General features: G+C 67.2%; 13 protein-coding genes. 5 read left to right on the top strand and 8 right to left on the bottom strand.

The genetic code is table 11. The features are described from left to right. Window positions 1-3 precede the first annotated feature (3 nt). Window positions 4-1,068, bottom strand: coding sequence for an ABC transporter permease (locus AC2FAN_RS11975; protein WP_265052136.1), 1,065 nt, complete (start codon window positions 1,066-1,068; stop codon window positions 4-6). 139 nt (window positions 1,069-1,207) lie between these two features. Further along, window positions 1,208-2,800, bottom strand: coding sequence for an ABC transporter substrate-binding protein (locus AC2FAN_RS11970; protein WP_485174231.1), 1,593 nt, complete (start codon window positions 2,798-2,800; stop codon window positions 1,208-1,210). A gap of 245 nt (window positions 2,801-3,045) precedes the next feature. On the opposite strand from AC2FAN_RS11970, the gene AC2FAN_RS11965 reads away from it, so the two are divergent. The 3 genes from AC2FAN_RS11965 to AC2FAN_RS11955 all read left to right on the top strand — a co-directional run bounded on the left by AC2FAN_RS11965 (window position 3,046) and on the right by AC2FAN_RS11955 (window position 9,919). Next, entirely contained in the window at window positions 3,046-6,432 is a 3,387-nt protein-coding gene (locus AC2FAN_RS11965; RefSeq protein ID WP_485174229.1) for a transglutaminase family protein, read from the top strand. An 86-nt stretch (window positions 6,433-6,518) separates the two neighbouring features. After that, window positions 6,519-9,044, top strand: a complete 2,526-nt coding sequence (locus AC2FAN_RS11960) for a circularly permuted type 2 ATP-grasp protein (RefSeq protein WP_485174228.1) — start codon at window positions 6,519-6,521, stop codon at window positions 9,042-9,044. Further along, the gene (locus AC2FAN_RS11955) at window positions 9,041-9,919 is read left to right on the top strand and encodes a transglutaminase family protein (RefSeq protein ID WP_265052132.1); all 879 of its coding nucleotides are present in this window, start codon (window positions 9,041-9,043) and stop codon (window positions 9,917-9,919) included. The genes AC2FAN_RS11960 and AC2FAN_RS11955 overlap by 4 nt, the downstream gene beginning before the upstream one ends. A 4-nt stretch (window positions 9,920-9,923) precedes the next feature. Here the strand turns inward: AC2FAN_RS11955 and AC2FAN_RS11950 are convergent, their stop codons facing one another. After that, window positions 9,924-10,286 (bottom strand): winged helix-turn-helix transcriptional regulator, encoded by a 363-nt coding sequence (locus tag AC2FAN_RS11950; protein WP_485174225.1) that lies wholly within the window; start codon window positions 10,284-10,286, stop codon window positions 9,924-9,926. Between the two features lie 99 nt (window positions 10,287-10,385). On the opposite strand from AC2FAN_RS11950, the gene AC2FAN_RS11945 reads away from it, so the two are divergent. Continuing rightward, window positions 10,386-11,399: a zinc-binding alcohol dehydrogenase family protein gene (locus AC2FAN_RS11945; protein WP_485174224.1), complete on the top strand. Its 1,014-nt coding sequence runs from the start codon at window positions 10,386-10,388 to the stop codon at window positions 11,397-11,399. Between the two features lie 24 nt (window positions 11,400-11,423). Here the strand turns inward: AC2FAN_RS11945 and AC2FAN_RS11940 are convergent, their stop codons facing one another. The 3 genes from AC2FAN_RS11940 to AC2FAN_RS11930 all read right to left on the bottom strand — a co-directional run bounded on the left by AC2FAN_RS11940 (window position 11,424) and on the right by AC2FAN_RS11930 (window position 13,545). Beyond that, window positions 11,424-11,756 (bottom strand): four-helix bundle copper-binding protein, encoded by a 333-nt coding sequence (locus AC2FAN_RS11940; protein ID WP_485174222.1) that lies wholly within the window; start codon window positions 11,754-11,756, stop codon window positions 11,424-11,426. Between the two features lie 65 nt (window positions 11,757-11,821). Beyond that, entirely contained in the window at window positions 11,822-13,267 is a 1,446-nt protein-coding gene (locus AC2FAN_RS11935; RefSeq protein WP_476804706.1) for an aldehyde dehydrogenase family protein, read from the bottom strand. Window positions 13,268-13,392: 125 nt separating this feature from the next. After that, window positions 13,393-13,545 (bottom strand): hypothetical protein, encoded by a 153-nt coding sequence (locus AC2FAN_RS11930; RefSeq protein ID WP_265052127.1) that lies wholly within the window; start codon window positions 13,543-13,545, stop codon window positions 13,393-13,395. A 143-nt stretch (window positions 13,546-13,688) separates the two neighbouring features. On the opposite strand from AC2FAN_RS11930, the gene AC2FAN_RS11925 reads away from it, so the two are divergent. Then, a complete protein-coding gene (locus tag AC2FAN_RS11925; protein WP_265052126.1) occupies window positions 13,689-14,177 on the top strand; it encodes a pyridoxamine 5'-phosphate oxidase family protein in 489 nt (162 codons plus the stop codon). 18 nt (window positions 14,178-14,195) lie between these two features. Here the strand turns inward: AC2FAN_RS11925 and AC2FAN_RS11920 are convergent, their stop codons facing one another. Continuing rightward, the gene (locus tag AC2FAN_RS11920; RefSeq protein ID WP_476804705.1) at window positions 14,196-14,888 is read right to left on the bottom strand and encodes a phosphatase PAP2 family protein; all 693 of its coding nucleotides are present in this window, start codon (window positions 14,886-14,888) and stop codon (window positions 14,196-14,198) included. Next, on the bottom strand, window positions 14,881-15,801 hold the full coding sequence (locus tag AC2FAN_RS11915) for a diacylglycerol/lipid kinase family protein (protein WP_476804704.1): 921 nt from the start codon (window positions 15,799-15,801) through the stop codon (window positions 14,881-14,883). The genes AC2FAN_RS11920 and AC2FAN_RS11915 overlap by 8 nt, the downstream gene beginning before the upstream one ends. Window positions 15,802-15,822 lie beyond the last annotated feature (21 nt).

Raw genomic sequence — 15,822 nt, 5'->3', positions numbered from 1 at the left:
TCCTCAGCGCACGCGCGGATCGGCCAACCGGCCGATGATGTCGGTGAGCAGATTGACCGCGATGAAGACGACGCCGACCACCAGCGTGCCGCCGAGCACAGCGTTCATATCGGCATTGAGCAGGGCGTTGGTGAGATAGCGGCCGAGCCCCGGCCAGGCGAAGATCGTCTCGGTCAGCACCGAGCCTTCGAGCAGGTGCATGTAGGACAGCGCGATCACCGTGAAGAGCGGCACGGCGGCGTTGCGCAGGGCATGGCGCCAGATCACAGCCGTTTCAGAGACGCCCTTCACGCGGGCGGCGACGACATATTGCTGCTGCAGCTCGCTGATCATGAAGCTGCGGGTCATGCGGCTGATATAGGCGACGGAGAGCAGGCCGAGGACGAGCGCCGGCAAGATCAGATGCGAGAAGGCGTCCCAGAAGGCCTCCCATTCGCCTTCCAGTGCCGCGTCGATGAGGATGACGCCGGTGCGGGTGGTGACGATATCCTGCCAGACCACGGAGATGCGGCCGGGCCCCGCGACCCAGCCGAGCTTGGCGTAGAACAGCAACAGTGCCATCAGGCCGATCCAGAAGACCGGCACGGAGTAGCCCACGAGGCCGACGACGCGGGCCACCTGATCCTGCCAGCGCCCCTGATTGACCGCCGCGAGGATGCCGAGCGGCACCCCGATCAGCACGCCGATCACCGTCCCCAGCGTGGCGAGCTCCAGCGTCGCCGGGAAGACGCGCCTGATGTCCTCGGTGACCGGATTCGAGGTCAGCACGGAGGTGCCGAGGTTCCCGGTGAAGACCTTGCCGATATAGATGGCGAATTGCTGCCAGAGCGGCTTGTCGAGGCCGAGATCGATGCGTGCCGCCTCATAGGTCTCGGGGCGGGCATTGTCGCCGACGACGGCGAGCACCGGGTCGATCGGGATGACGCGGGCGATGAAGAAGGTGACGAGCAGCAGGCCGAACATGGTGATGGCCACGGTCGTCAGCTCGCGGGAGAGCACACGGGCCCATCGGCGCAGCGCGCCGGCGGCCGATGATTTGCGGACGGGAGTTTGCGTCACGGCCGTCATGACCCGCCTCCGTTTCTTGTGGTTGCCAGGGCGCTTCGGGCAGCGACGGGCGCGAAGCAGGAGCGGGCCGGGACAGGGCATGGCGAAGGCGCCCGCCGCGGCTTTGGCGCCGCAGCGGGTCTCCCACCCCTGACAGGACTCAGTTCTTGACGATGGTCGCGTAGAAGTTGGTGTCCGAGCTCGGTCCGATGACCCAGCCGTTCACGTTCTTGCGCTCGGCCGAGACCTCGATCTGCTGGAACATGATGACGAAGGGCGAGACCTTCTGGTGGTCGCGCTGCAGCGCCTCATAGGTGGTCGTACGCTTGGCGGCATCAGATTCCAGCACCGCGCCCTGCGTGACCTTGGTCATGTCCGGGATATCCCAGTCATTGCGCCAGGCCAGTGTCTTCGACTTCGCCTCCTCGCCATTGTCCTCGTTGATGGCGAAGGTCTCGGCATTGGTGTGCGGGTCGAGATAGTCCGGACCCCACTGGCCGATATAGATGTCATGTGTGCGGGCGCGGTACTTGGTCAGGGTCTGCTTGCCATCGCCCGGGATGATCTCGAGCTTGACGCCGGCCCGGGCCCAGGTCGCCTGGATCGCCTGGGCGATGTCGGTGATCGGCGCGACGGAGCGGGTATCCATGGTGACGGTGAAGCCGTTGGCGAGGCCGGCCTTGGCCAGGAGCTCCTTCGCCTTGGCGACGTCGAGCTTGTAGGGCTTGTCCGAGATCGCCCCGAGGAAGCCCTGCGGCAGGAAGGATTCGTGGCCCTTATAGGTACCTTCGACGATGTTCTTCTCGATCGAGCCGTAATCGACCAACAGCTTCAGCGCCTCGCGCACCTCGGGCTTGGCGAGGTTCGGGTTCTTCTGGTTAAGGCCGAGATAGAGGATGTAGCCCTTGTCGCCCTGGACGATCTTGATGGCGTCATTGCTCTTGACCGCCGCAAGCTGGTCCTTGGAGAGGTTGCGGGCGATGTCGATGTCGCCCTTCTCCAGCAACAGGCGCTGCGAGGCGGGCTCGGCGACATGGCGGACGACGACGCGCTTGCTCTTCGGCGCGCCCTTGTACCAGCTCTCATTGGCGTCGAGCGTATATTGCTCGTTCGGCCGGTAGCTGCGGACCTTGTAGGCGCCGGAGCCGGCCGAATTGAGCTTCAGCCAGCCATTGCCCCAGTCGCCATCCTTCTCGTTGGCCTTGACCAGCTTGGTGTCGACGATCGAGGCGACGCCCGAGGTCAGGCAGTTGTAGAAGAAGGTCGGAGCGAAGGGCTTGGAGACGGTGATCTGGACGGTGTTCTCGTCGAGCGCCTTGACCTTGTCGAGCACGTTCTCGGCGACGAAGCCGAACTGGCGCAGGATGAAGCCCGGCGACTTGTTCAGTGTCACGGCGCGCTGGAAGGAATAGACGACGTCGGCGGTGGTCAGCGGGTTTCCGGAGTGAAACTTGACGCCTTTGCGCAGCTTGAAGGTGTAGGTCAGGTTGTCGGGGGTGACGGTCCAGCTCTCGGCCAGTTCCGGGACGAGCGCGTTGTTGTTGGCGATATCGACGCCGATGAGCTTGTCATAGGCGTTGGCACCAACCTCGACGCCGGAGAACTCGAAGGCCTCGGCCGGGTCCAACGTGATGATGTCGTCGATCTGCTTGGCCATGACGACCGTGTCCTTCGGCGTCTGCGCGAAGGCCGCCGTCGTCGTCATCAGCGCGGTAAAGGCCGAAACGGCCATCAACTTGGCTACGTGACGCATCGAATTCCCCGTTGTTCGTATCTGCGGGCCGCCAAACAGCCCATTGCGCGCTATCTGGAACCACTCCGCCGCGACTGTCCAGCCATCGGCGGATCATGCGCACGCCATTGTGCACATCTCTTGGGCAGATACTGCCCGCACCGCCGACCCCATCTCCATAACGGCGCTTTGCGCGCGTCTGCCGGCTCGCTAACCTGTCTTCGTCGGCGGTTTCCGCCCTTGCCAGCGTCCAGGAGAGCCGAGCCTTGGCCATCATCGCCGCGCTGAACCACGTTACGCATTACCGCTATGACCGGCCGGTCACGCTGGGGCCGCAGATCATCCGCCTGCGGCCGGCACCGCATTGCCGCGCCGCGATCCAGAGCTATTCGCTGAAGGTGTCGCCCGCGCAGCATTTCGTGAACTGGCAGCAGGACCCCGCCGGCAACTGGCTGGCGCGCTTCGTCTTTCCCGAGCCGGTCAACGAGTTCCGCATCGAGGTCGACGTCGTCACCGAGCTGTCGATCATCAACCCGTTCGATTTCTTCGTCGAAACCGACGCCGAGACCTTCCCCTTCACCTACACGCAGGAACTGCGCGAAGAGCTCGCCCCCTATCTCGTCACGGAGCCGGTCGGCCCGCTGCTCGAAGCCTTCCTGGCCGAACTGCCGACGGAGCCCGTCAACACCGTCAACTTCGTCGTCGATCTCAATGCGCGGCTGCAGCGCCTGATCGCCTACGGCATCCGCATGGAGCCGGGCGTGCAGGAGCCGGAGCATACGCTGTCGATCCGCTCCGGCTCCTGCCGCGATACGAGCTGGCTCTTGGTGCAGGCGCTCAGGAATCTCGGCCTCGCCACCCGTTTCGTCTCCGGCTACCTGATCCAGATGAAGGCCGACATCGATCCGCTCGAGGGCCCGCGCGGAACGGACAAGGACTTCACCGACCTGCACGCCTGGGCGGAGGTTTATATTCCCGGTGCCGGCTGGGTCGGGCTCGATCCGACATCCGGGCTTCTCACCGGCGAAGGCCATTTGCCGCTGGCGGCCACCGCGCATTATCGCGCCGCCGCGCCTGTCAGCGGCGTGGCGAGCTATGCCGAGACCACCTTCGACTTCCACATGAGCGTCGAGCGCGTGCATGAGGTGCCGCGCATCACCCTGCCCTTCTCGGACGAATCCTGGACCGAGCTCGACCGGCTCGGCGAGCAGGTCGAGACCGATCTTCAGGCGCAGGATGTCCGCCTCACCATGGGCGGCGAGCCGACCTTCGTCTCGATCGACGACCAGACCGGCGAAGAGTGGAACATCGACGCCGTCGGACCGACCAAGCGCCAGCGGGCGGACACGCTGATCCGGCGCCTGCGCCAGCGCTTCGCGCCGGGCGGCATGCTGCATTACGGCCAGGGCAAGTGGTATCCGGGCGAGAGCCTGCCGCGCTGGGCCTTCGCCCTGTACTGGCGTCGCGATGGCGAGCCGATCTGGCGCAATGCCGATCTCATCGCCCGCGAGCCGGGCGCACAGACGGGCGGCGATCGCGAACTCGAGGCCAAAGCCACCACGCATGACGCCGAAGCCCTGGCCAAGGGCCTCTCGGACAAGCTCGGCCTCGGCGCCGACTATGTGCTGCCGGCCTATGAGGATACCGGTCACTGGTTGCTGAAGGAGGCGCAGCTTCCCGAGAATGTCGACCCGCTCGATCCGCGCCTCGCCGATCCGGAGGAGCGGGCGCGGATGGCGCAGGTCTTCCAGCTCGGCCTCGGCAATCCGCGCGGCTATGTCATCCCCGTGCAGCGCTGGCAGGCAGCGGCGAGCGACCGGCGCTGGCGCTCCGAGAAGTGGCGGCTGCGCCGCGGCAAGCTCTTCCTCGTGCCGGGCGATTCCCCGGTCGGCTACCGGTTGCCGCTCGGCTCGCTGCCGGTGGTGCCCAAGGCCGAGTATCCGCATATCCATCCGCAGGACCCGATGGAGCCGCGGCAGCCCCTCGCCCCGGCGGGATCATCCGGGCCTGCACCCGCCGCGGGCGCCGGAAGCCCGCCAGCGCCGGCCGCGCCGACGAGCTTCGCTCCGCATCCGCAGATCGTGCGCGCCGTCGAGACCGCAAACGGCTCCGCGCAGGATCGGCGCGAGCAGGAGATCGGCGGCGAGCATGTCCGCACCGCGCTCAGCCTCGAGATCCGCGACAATGTAGTGTGCGTCTTCCTGCCGCCGGTCGAGCAGTTGGAGGATTATCTCGATCTCGTCGCCTCGGTGGAGGCGGTTGCCGAGGAATTGGGCCAGCCCGTCCATATCGAAGGCTATGCACCGCCCTTCGACCCGCGCCTCAATGTCATCAAGGTCACGCCCGACCCCGGCGTGATCGAGGTCAACATCCACCCGGCGACGGACTGGCGCGACGCGGTCGCGATCACGCAGGGCGTCTATGAGGAGGCGCGGCTTTCGCGGCTCTGCGCCGAGAAGTTCATGGTCGACGGGCGCCATACCGGCACCGGCGGCGGCAACCATGTCGTGCTCGGCGGCGTGACGCCTGCCGATTCGCCCTTCCTGCGCCGGCCGGACCTCCTGAAGAGCATCGTGCTCTACTGGAACCGGCACCCCTCGCTGTCCTATCTGTTCTCGGGCCTGTTCATCGGCCCGACCAGCCAGGCTCCGCGCATCGACGAGGCCCGGCAGGACCAGCTCTACGAGCTGGAGCTCGCGATGGCGCAGGTTCCGAAGGCGGGCGAGGCGCCGATCCCGCTCTGGCTGGTGGACCGGCTCTTCCGCAATCTCCTCGTCGACGTCTCCGGCAACACGCACCGCACCGAGATCTGCATCGACAAGCTCTATTCGCCTGACGGGCCGACGGGACGGCTCGGATTGATCGAGTTCCGCGGATTCGAGATGCCGCCTGATTCACGCATGTCGCTCGCCCAGCAATTGCTGCTGCGAGCGCTGGTCGCCTGGTTCTGGCGCGAGCCGCAGGAGGGCAAGCTGGTGCGCTGGGGCACCGCCCTGCACGACCGCTTCATGCTGCCCGAGATGGTCTGGCGGGATTTCCAGGACGTACTCGCCGATCTCCAGCACGCCGGCTACGCCTTCGATCCGGTTTGGTTCGAGGCACAGGCCGAGTTCCGCTTCCCCTTCTTCGGCAAGGTCGCGCATGGCGGGGTCGAGATCGAGATCCGGCAGGCGCTCGAGCCCTGGCACGTCATGGGCGAGGAGGGCGCGATCGGCGGCACGGTGCGCTATGTCGATTCCTCGGTGGAACGTCTCCAGGTCAAGGCGAAGGGCTTCGTGCCCGGCCGCCATCTGATCACCTGCAACGGGCGGCGCCTGCCGATGACCGAGACCGGCTCGTCGGGCGAAGCGATCGCGGCCGTGCGCTTCAAGGCCTGGCAGCCGGCCTCGGGCCTGCATCCGACGATCCCCGTGCACGCGCCGCTGACCTTCGACATCGTCGACAGCTGGGTGGGCCGCTCGCTCGGTGGCTGCGTCTACCATGTCGCCCATCCGGGCGGTCGCAATTACGAGACACCGCCTGTGAATTCCTACGAAGCGGAGGCGAGACGGCTCGCACGGTTCGAGGCGATCGGTCATAGTCCCGGCGCTCTGGCGATTCCGTCGGAGGAAAGCAGCGCCGAATTCCCGCTCACGCTGGATCTGAGGCGCTAGAGCAGGCTTTTTCATTGGCGCGAGCTTTATCGTTCGGCGGTTTCCTGCCGGACGGAAAGCGCGCTAGCGGGGGTTAGACCAAGCGGATGGCTGTGCAGAGCCGCACCCGGTCGGGGGGACGCAGCAGAGCCGAGCGGCGCGCCGCGCTGCTCGCCGGCTATCGCCCCTTCCCCGGCGCCTTTGACGAGTTCGTCGATGCAGCCGGCACCGTTCGCCCGCATTGGGAGCCGTTCCTGGCGGAATGGTGCGCGCTGACGCCGGCCGAGCTCTCGCAGCGTTTCGGGCTGGCGGACCGGCATGTCCGCGACACCGGCGTCTCCTACCGCGTCCACGGCGACATCGACGCGAACGACCCGGGCTCCGGCGAGCGCTCATGGCCGCTTTCGCATGTGCCGCTCGTCATCCCCGAAGCGGAATGGCAGGTGATCGCGGCGGGCGTGACGCAGCGCGCGCAACTGCTGTCGACGCTGCTCGACGACATCTACGGACCGGGCGAGCTGATCGCGAACGGCCTGTTGCCTGCCGCCATCGTCACCGGCAGCCCCGACTACCTACGCCCGCTCCACGGTGCGCCGGGGGGCGGCGCGCTTCAGATTTACGCCGCCGATCTTGGACGCGGCCCCGACGGGCGCTGGTGGGTGCTGCAGGACCGGACGCAGGCGCCTTCGGGCGCCGGCTATGCGCTGGAGAACCGGCTGGCGCTGGCCCGCGCCTTCCCCGACATGTTCCGCAGCATGAACATCGAACGGCTGGCGGCCTTCTTCCAAGGTTTACGGGCCGGGCTCGTCGCACGCTCGAAGCGGGTCGAGCCGCGCATCTGCCTGCTCACACCCGGCCCGCTCAACGAAAGCTATTTCGAGCAGGCCTATCTCGCGCGCTATCTCGGCTTCCTGCTGGTCGAGGGCGGCGATCTGCTGATGCGCGAGGGGCGCGTGCATGTGCGCACCATCGCCGGACTGAAGCGGGCCGATGTGATCTGGCGACGGATCGACGGCGATTTTGCCGATCCGCTCGAACTCAATGCCCGCTCGGCGCTCGGCGTGGCCGGGCTGGTCGAGGCTGTCCGGCAGGGCCATGTCCATGTCGCCAACGGGCTCGGTTCCGGCGTCGTCGAGGCCCGCGCCCTGATGGGGTTCATGCCGGCCATCGCCGAGCAGCTCACCGGCGAGGAGCTGATCCTGCCGAATGTCGCGACCTGGTGGTGCGGCCAGCCGCAGGAGCGGCAGGCCGTGCTCGACCGGCTCGGTGAAATGAGCGTCGCGCCCGCCTTCCGCAGCGCCGGCGGCGGGTTCGACACGGCCCCGATTCTGGCCGGCGATCTGGCGGCGGCCGAGCGCGACGCGCTGCGCCAGCGCATCGAGGAACGCGGCATGGACTATGTCGGGCAGGAGGTGGTGCGGCTCTCGACCATGCCGGTCTTCCAGAACGGCCGGCTCGAACCCCACCCGATGACGTTGCGCGTCTTCGCCGCCGCGACGCCGGACGGCTGGAAGGTGATGCCTGGCGGCTTCTGCCGCATCTCCGACGAGCCCGATGCGCGCGCCGTCAGCATGCGCAACGGCGTGCGTTCCAGCGATGTCTGGATAACCTCGGAGGAGCCCGTCGCGCAGATCAGCCTGCTGCCGACGCCCGATCGTATCAGCATCCGCCGCTTCACCGGCACGCTGCCGAGCCGTGCCGCCGACAATCTGTTCTGGCTCGGGCGCTATCTGGAGCGCGGCGAAGCGGTCCTGCGCCTGGTGCGCGCGCTGCTCGGCAGGCTGATCGACGCGGACCCGGCGCCCGGGCGCAACGATACGGTGCGGCAGCTCGGGAGCATGCTCGTCGCCTGGGGCGCGGCGGCCGGCGGACAGGGCCAGAGGAATCCGGCCGCGCAGGCCTATGCGGCGCTCTACAGCCTCGACGACTATGGTTCCGCCGCAGCCTCGGTGCGCGAGGCGAGGCGCACGGCCTCGGTGATCCGGGAACGGCTCTCGGTCGATGCCTGGCGGCTGTTCGGCGATCTGCAGCGCCAGCTCCTTCCCGAGGAAGGGCGCAAGCCGAGCGAAGGCGAGACCTACGAGATCGCCGATCGGGCGCTGAAGACGCTCGCCGCCTTCTCCGGCCTCAGCCAGGAGAACATGGTGCGCGGTCCCGGCTGGCGCTTCCTCGACATCGGCCGGCGTCTGGAGCGCGGCGTCGCGACCTGCCGCTTCGCCCGGCAGTTCGCCGACAGCCATGCGTCGGGCGACAGCCTCGACGCCCTGCTCGACCTGACGGATTCGCAGATCACCTACCGCTCGCGCTACCTGCTCGGCGCCAGCCTGCAGCCGGTGCTCGATCTGGTGATGCTCGACCCCTATAATCCGCGCTCTGTCGCGTTCCAGGTCGAGCGGCTCGACGCCGAGATCGCCGACCTGCCGACGCTCGCCGATGACGGCATGCTGGAAGCGCCGCGCCGGCTGGTGCTGCGCCTCGCCGCCGATTGCCGCACCACCGAGGCGGGGCGCCTCGACCGGACCAGCATCCTGCTGTTCGAGCAATTGCTGATGGGTCTCTCCAGCGCCATCGCCGACCGCTATTTCCTGCAGAACAGCGGGCCCGAGGGCTCGCGCATGACGGGCATCGCGTGATCTACGATCTCCGCCACGTCACTACCTATGGCTACAGCCGGCAGGTGCCCTTCGCTCGCTGCATCATGCGGCTGCTGCCGCATGATGGCGGCGGCCAGATCGTGCGCAAGGCCGAGCTCTCGATCTCGCCCAGGCCGGCGGAGCGCAACGACGGCATCTGCTTCTTCGGCAACCGGATGACGGCTGTCACCATCACCAAGCCCCACCGGGAATTGAAGGTGGAGATGCGTGCCCGGATCGAGGTTCAGCGGCCGACACCACCGCATGCCGGCCTGACGCGCGGCTGGGAAGAGGTCGCCAGGCTGGCGCTGGCGTCTAGCAGCCTCGCTCCGGTTTCGCCGGCCCATCATCTTTATCCGAGCCGGCTCGTACCCCAGGTTCAGGCGGTGATCGCCTATGCCGATGAAAGCTTCGGCGGAAAGCGGCCGGTGCTCGAAGCCGCCTGCGAGCTGATGGCGCGGATCCGGCGCGACTTCACCTATGATCCGGAGGCGACCGAGGTCACCACGCCCATCGCCGAGGCCTTCGCCCAGCGGCACGGCGTCTGCCAGGACTTCGCCCATATCATGATCGGCGGCCTGCGGGGTCTGGGCCTGCCTGCCGCCTATGTCAGCGGCTATATCCGCACCATCCCGCCGCCCGGGGAAAAGCGGCTGGAAGGCTCCGATGCCAGCCATGCCTGGGTGATGCTCTGGTGCGGCCCGGAAACCGGCTGGATCGGACTCGACCCGACCAACGACCTGATCGTCGCGGACGACCATATCGTCACCGCCATCGGCCGGGACTATGCCGATGTGGCTCCGCTCGACGGCGTCGTGATCGGCCCCGGTTCGCAGAAGATCGGCATCGCGGTGGATGTGATCCCGGTCGGCTGAGCGCTCAGGCGGCCTTGTCCGCCGAGGCTGCCTGCGGCGTCCGGGCATGAGCCTCGCCCCAGATCTTCAACGCCATGATGACCGGCTCCAGCGTGCGCCCCTTGGCGGAAAGGCTGTATTCGACGCGCGGCGGCACCTCGGGATAGACGACCCGTACGACCAGCCCGTCCGCTTCGAGTTCGCGCAATTGCGTCGTCAGCATGCGCTGGGTCACGCCGGGAATGCGCCGCCGTATCTCGTTGAAGCGCAGCGTGCCGCCCATCATGTGATAGAGCGCGATACCCTTCCATTTGCCGCCGATCAGGCCGAGCGCCGCCTCGACCGGGCAGCCGGCTGAGCAATAAGGCTCCTGGAAACGCGGCGGCATGACGGTATCCTTTTCGACACTATAGGCTGAAATTGTGCGTTCTTGCGCCCGTCGATGGTTATGCGCATTTCGCCGCTATCGCAACACAGGAGAGACGCCATGCGCGCCGTCGGATACCGCCAATCGCAGCCCATCATCGCCGAAACCAGCCTGATCGATCTCGACTTGCCCGAGCCGGTGGCGGACGGGCGCGACCTGCTGGTCGAGGTCAAGGCGGTCTCGGTCAATCCGGTGGACACCAAAGTGCGGTTGGGCAACCAGCCGACAGAAGGACATGCGAAAGTGCTGGGCTGGGATGCGGCTGGTATCGTCAAGGCAGTAGGCCCGCAGGTAATCGATTTCAAGCCGGGCGACGCCGTGTTCTATGCCGGCGCGATCGACCGGCCGGGCTCGAATGCCGAATTCCACCTCGTCGACGAACGCATCGTCGGCCCCAAGCCGAAGACGCTGAGCTTCGCGGAGGCCGCGGCGCTGCCGCTCACCGCCATCACCGCCTGGGAAATGCTGTTCGACCGGCTCGACATCCGCAAGCCGGTGCCGGGGGCGGCCCATGCGCTCCTGATCATCGGCGGAGCCGGCGGCGTCGGCTCGGCCGCGATCCAGCTCGCACGCAAGCTCACCGACGTCACGGTCATCGCGACCGCGTCACGTCCCGAGACACAGAGCTGGGCACAGCAGCTCGGCGCGCATCATGTGATCGACCACACGAAGCCGCTGCCGGCGCAGATCGCGGCGCTCGGCATCGGGGCCCCGGCTTTCGTGTTCTCGACGACGCATACCGACGCGCATCTCGCCGGGATCGTCGAACTGCTGGCACCGCAGGGACGGCTCGGCCTGATCGACGATCCGAAGGCGCTCGACGCCAACTCGCTGAAGCGCAAGAGCCTGTCACTGCACTGGGAGCTGATGTTCACCCGCTCGCTGTTCAAGACTGCGGATATGGACGAGCAGGGCAAGCTGCTGGCAGAGGTGTCGCGCCTCGTCGATGACGGCACGGTCCGGACGACGCTCGCCGAGCATTTCGGCCCGATCAACGCCGCCAATCTCAAGCGGGCGCACGCGCTGATCGAGAGCAATCGCGCCAAGGGCAAGATCGTGCTGGAAGGTTTCTGAGAGAGCCGGCCGCGCGACCGGCCGTCACGCGATCAGGGCAGCGCAGGCACTGGCACAAGACCGGCAGGCCGCGACACAGGCGTCCATGCCGCCGACGCGCTCGCAGTCGGCGGCGCAGGCCCCGCAGACCTCCACGCATTCGCTCGCCAGATGGCGGCCATGGACCGAGTCCATCAGCAGCAGATGCGCCGTGGTGCGGCAGATTTCGGCGCAGGCCAGCATCAGCGTGAGATGCCCGCGCTCGGCATGAGCTCCGCCGACGGCGAGACAATGCGTCGTCGCCATGCTGTGGCAGTGCTTGTAGCAGTCGAGCGCGAGGTCGGCGGCGTTGCGCGTCTTCGGGTCGAGGTGGTGCATGTCGCGGCTCCGATCGGGAAGGGTTTCCCCCGATCAACCGCCGCGACAGCCCGCTGTTCCGGCGATCAGGCCAGCGTATAGGCCGTCTTGACGGTGGTGTAGAACTCCTTGGCGTAGGCGCCCTGCTCGCGCGAGCCGTAGCTGGAGCCCTTCCGGCCGCCGAACGGCACGTGGTAATCGACGCCCGCGGTCGGCAGGTTGACCATCACCATGCCCGCCTCGCTGTTGCGCTTGAAGTGCGTCGCATACTTCAACGAGGTCGTGCAGATACCGGAGGAAAGGCCGAACTCGGTGTCGTTGGCGAGGCTCAGCGCTTCCTCGTAATCCTTGACGCGGACGATGTTCGCGACAGGGCCGAAGACCTCCTCGCGCGAGATGCGCATGGCGTTGGTGGTCTCGGTGAACAGCGCCGGCTGCAGATAGAAGCCGGGGGTCTCGCGCTTCAGGAGTTCGCCGCCGAAGACCAGCTTGCCGCCCTCGTCCTTGGCGATCTGGATGTATTTCAGGTCCTGGTCGAGCTGGCTCTGGTCGACGACAGGGCCGATATGGGTGCCGCTCTTCAACGCATCATCGACGACGACGCCCTTCAGCCGCTCGATGCAGGCCTCGACGAACTTGTCGTGGATGCCAGCCTGCACGATCAGGCGCGAGGAGGCGGTGCAGCGCTGGCCGGTGGAGAAGAAGGCGCCGTTGACCGCGACTTCCACCGCCGTCTTGAGATCGGCGTCATCGAGCACGACGAGCGGGTTCTTGCCGCCCATCTCGAGCTGGACCTTCTTCATCGGGTTTCCGGCGATGCAGGCAGCGGCGACCTTGCGACCGGTCGCGACAGAGCCGGTGAAGGAGATCGCCTGCACGTCCTTGTGCTCGAGCAGCGCCTGGCCGACGACCGAGCCGCGGCCCATGACGAGGTTGAGTGCACCCTTCGGCAGGCCCGCACGCTGGATGATGTCGACCAGCGCCCAGGCCGAGCCCGGCACCAGATCGGCCGGCTTGATCACGACGCAGTTGCCCCAGGCGAGCGCCGGCGCGATCTTCCAGGCCGGGATCGCGATCGGGAAGTTCCAGGGCGTGATCATGCCGACGATGCCGACCGGCTCACGCGTGATCTCGACGCCGACGCCGGGACGCACCGAGGGCACGGCCTCGCCGCCGAGCCGCAGGCATTCGCCGGCGAAGAAGGCGAAGACCTGGCCGGCGCGGGTGGCTTCGCCGATGCCCTCGGCGAGAGTCTTGCCCTCCTCGCGCGAGAGCAGGCGGCCGAGCTCATCCTTGCGGGCGAGGATCTCGTCCGAGGCCTTCTTCAGGATCTCGTAGCGTTCCTGCGGGGTCGTGCGGCTCCAGGACGGGAAAGCTGCCTTTGCAGCGGCCACCGCATTGTTCAGGTCCTCGACCGAGCCCTGGGCATACTCGCCGACGACGTCGTTGGTGTCGGAGGGGTTGATGTTGCGCGAGGCGTTGGATGCACCGGCCCATTCGCCGGCGATGAGGTTCTTGAAGGGCGCGTTCATCTCGTTCTCCCACGAAACTGGCTCGTGGCAGGGTGTTAGCGCCTTTGAGCCGTGAAGGCCAATGCCACCCCGTCAAGCGGCCACCCGCTGGCCGCATCGCCGGGGCGGGCAAGAAGGCTGTGCGCCTACTTCTCCTTGATCGACAGCCCGTTCTTGCCGACCGAGATCTCCACGCCGTCAGGCTGCTTCTTTTCCTGGTAGAGCGAATAGCCGGTCACGGCGAGGGCGGCGACAAGGACGACGACGAGGACGACCAGCAGATTGCGCGAAGCGAGCATGAAGTTTCCTTGAAGAAGCGGCCGAGCGGCAGCGCCCTCCAAACGTCGGCCGCAGGACAATGTTCCGCGAAGGGGAACGTTGCTACGCCGCCGGCGTTCCCATTCGGCGCGGGCCGTGGAATAATCGCGCGCTGGAGGGAGCGATGGCCGAGACCGAACTGCAAGAGAGAATCTGGACGGCGCTGGCCGCGCATCCCGTCTACATGGTCTCGCTGCTGGCCGAGAACGACATCAAGACGCGGCCGATGTCGGGGCATCTCGACCGCGATCACCATCGGCTGCTCTTCATCAGCCACCGCCACACCGGCATCGTCGGGGCAGCGCTCCGCTCGCCCTCCGTCTCGATCGCGATCAGCCACGAGGACCGGAACTTCTATGCCGCGATCTCGTGCTCGGCTTCCGAGGTGCCCAGCCGGGAGACGCTGCGCCAGCTCTGGACGCCGATGGCCAGCGCCTGGTTCCCCAACGGCCCGGACGACCCCGACGCCACGCTGCTGGCGCTGACGCCGATCTCGGCCGAGATCTGGGACGGCCCTTCGAGCAGCGTGCTGGTCGCCTTCAAGCTGGCGACGGCGAAAATCCTGGGCCGTACGCCCGATCTCGGCGTCAACGCGACCATCGACATGCGCTGAACCCGACCGCGGCGCGGGTCAGGCCGGGTCGGAGGCCGCCATCTTGCGGCCGAGCCAGGCGATCGCGATGCTCGACCAGGCGATGCCGAGGCACCAGCCGCCGATGACATCTGTCGGCCAGTGAACGCCGAGATAGATCCGGCTCAGGCCGATCAGCACGATCATCACCCACGCCAAAACGATGCACAGGCGCTTGATGTCCTCGCGCCGCGAGGCGAGGCCGACGAAGCCCGCGATGCTGAGCAGCGTCACCGCCGAAAGGAAGGCGTGCCCGCTCGGGAAGCTGGCGGTGAAGGTGAGCGCCGCGTGGGTGACGACATCGGGGCGCTCGCGTCCGATCACGATCTTCAGGCCGTTGCTGGCCAGCAGGGCCGCGAGCAGGCTGACGACAAGGCCGATGGCGAGGTGGCGGAAGCCGCACAGCCAGAGCGCCAGCGTCGCCGTCGTCGCCATGAAGAACAGGCCGACGAAGCTGCCGAGCGCGGTCATGTCCCGCACGGCTTCCTGGAACCAGGCCGGGCCGATCGGCACGGCCGGATTGGCCGGATCGCGGAACAGCATGATCAACCTGGTGTCGAAGGCGAAGCTACGGTCCGACGCGATGAAGGCGGCGAGACCGAGAAACGCCAACGCCGCCGCGACCGGCACGAGGACGCGCGGCTGCCACCAGGACGACGATGCCCAGGACAAGGCGTGCGCAGGCTCAGACATGGTGGCTTTCACTCCGGAGGCTGGTCGGCCGCGCAGCAATGACGGTCAACGCCCGGGGTAGCAAGCCATAGGCCAACGGGCCGACCTTGCGCTCCACTTCACCGTCGAAGGTGATGTGCCCGCGCCGCTTGTCGCGGCGGGCGAGCGTCACGGCGTTACCGGTGAAGGAGCTCAGATTCTGCGAGGATCGCCAGCGGCCGGAGGCGACGGACAAAGCCGCCTTGCTGCGCGAATAGAGGCCACCGGCATTCAACACATGGACCTCGAAGATGCCGCCATCGAGCTTGTCGCGCCGCCACTCGGACCCGTCGAAGCGGTTGACGGTTACCAGCACCGCATCGGCCTCGACGACGTGGCTCTCCTCGCCGACGGCGATCTCGACGGTGATGGGGCGGGTGAACAGGATCGAGCGTGTTGCGGCCACACCGAAGGCGGCGGCCCGGCTGAACGGGAAGCGGCGGCGCGCATATTCGCGCTCGCGAGCCATGAGACTGAAGAAACCCATGCCCGAGATCGAATGGAAGAGCCGGTCGTTGACCCTGCCCACATCCATCGCCACGGGCTCGCCATGGCAGAGCGCCTCGACCTGCTGCTCCAGCGAGCCGAACAGGCCGAGATCGCGGCCGAGCACGTTGACGGTCCCCATCGGAAGAATGCCGACCGGGCGATCCGCCTGAATCAGAATGGGTAAAGCACCGTTGATCGTGCCATCGCCGCCAGCGAGGACCGGTATCGTCTGATCCTTCTCGATCGCCAGGGACAGCGCGCTGCCGATCTCGCGCGGCAGAACCAGCTTGACCTCTGCATGGCAGCTATGAGCGGCGAAGGCCGCCTGAAGACGCGCCGCAAAAGCATCGGCACCGGCCTCCAGGACCGCGCCGGCGCGAGCGTTGACGACAACGGTGTGACGCATGGTGCAGGCGAAGATAGGCGC

It is taken from the genome of Allobosea sp. RIT-PG3_2, assembly GCF_057321085.1.
This window is presented reverse-complemented; position numbering and strand designations above follow the sequence as displayed.

Coding starts and splice junctions, on each gene's coding strand:
- AC2FAN_RS11915 (WP_476804704.1), bottom strand. CDS start 15,801: ATGCGTCACACCGTTGTCGTCAACGCTCGCGCCGGCGCGGTCCTGGAG.
- AC2FAN_RS11925 (WP_265052126.1), top strand. CDS start 13,689: ATGGCCGAGACCGAACTGCAAGAGAGAATCTGGACGGCGCTGGCCGCG.
- AC2FAN_RS11920 (WP_476804705.1), bottom strand. CDS start 14,888: ATGTCTGAGCCTGCGCACGCCTTGTCCTGGGCATCGTCGTCCTGGTGG.
- AC2FAN_RS11940 (WP_485174222.1), bottom strand. CDS start 11,756: ATGCACCACCTCGACCCGAAGACGCGCAACGCCGCCGACCTCGCGCTC.
- AC2FAN_RS11960 (WP_485174228.1), top strand. CDS start 6,519: ATGGCTGTGCAGAGCCGCACCCGGTCGGGGGGACGCAGCAGAGCCGAG.
- AC2FAN_RS11970 (WP_485174231.1), bottom strand. CDS start 2,800: ATGCGTCACGTAGCCAAGTTGATGGCCGTTTCGGCCTTTACCGCGCTG.
- AC2FAN_RS11950 (WP_485174225.1), bottom strand. CDS start 10,286: ATGCCGCCGCGTTTCCAGGAGCCTTATTGCTCAGCCGGCTGCCCGGTC.
- AC2FAN_RS11975 (WP_265052136.1), bottom strand. CDS start 1,068: ATGACGGCCGTGACGCAAACTCCCGTCCGCAAATCATCGGCCGCCGGC.
- AC2FAN_RS11945 (WP_485174224.1), top strand. CDS start 10,386: ATGCGCGCCGTCGGATACCGCCAATCGCAGCCCATCATCGCCGAAACC.
- AC2FAN_RS11935 (WP_476804706.1), bottom strand. CDS start 13,267: ATGAACGCGCCCTTCAAGAACCTCATCGCCGGCGAATGGGCCGGTGCA.
- AC2FAN_RS11930 (WP_265052127.1), bottom strand. CDS start 13,545: ATGCTCGCTTCGCGCAATCTGCTGGTCGTCCTCGTCGTCGTCCTTGTC.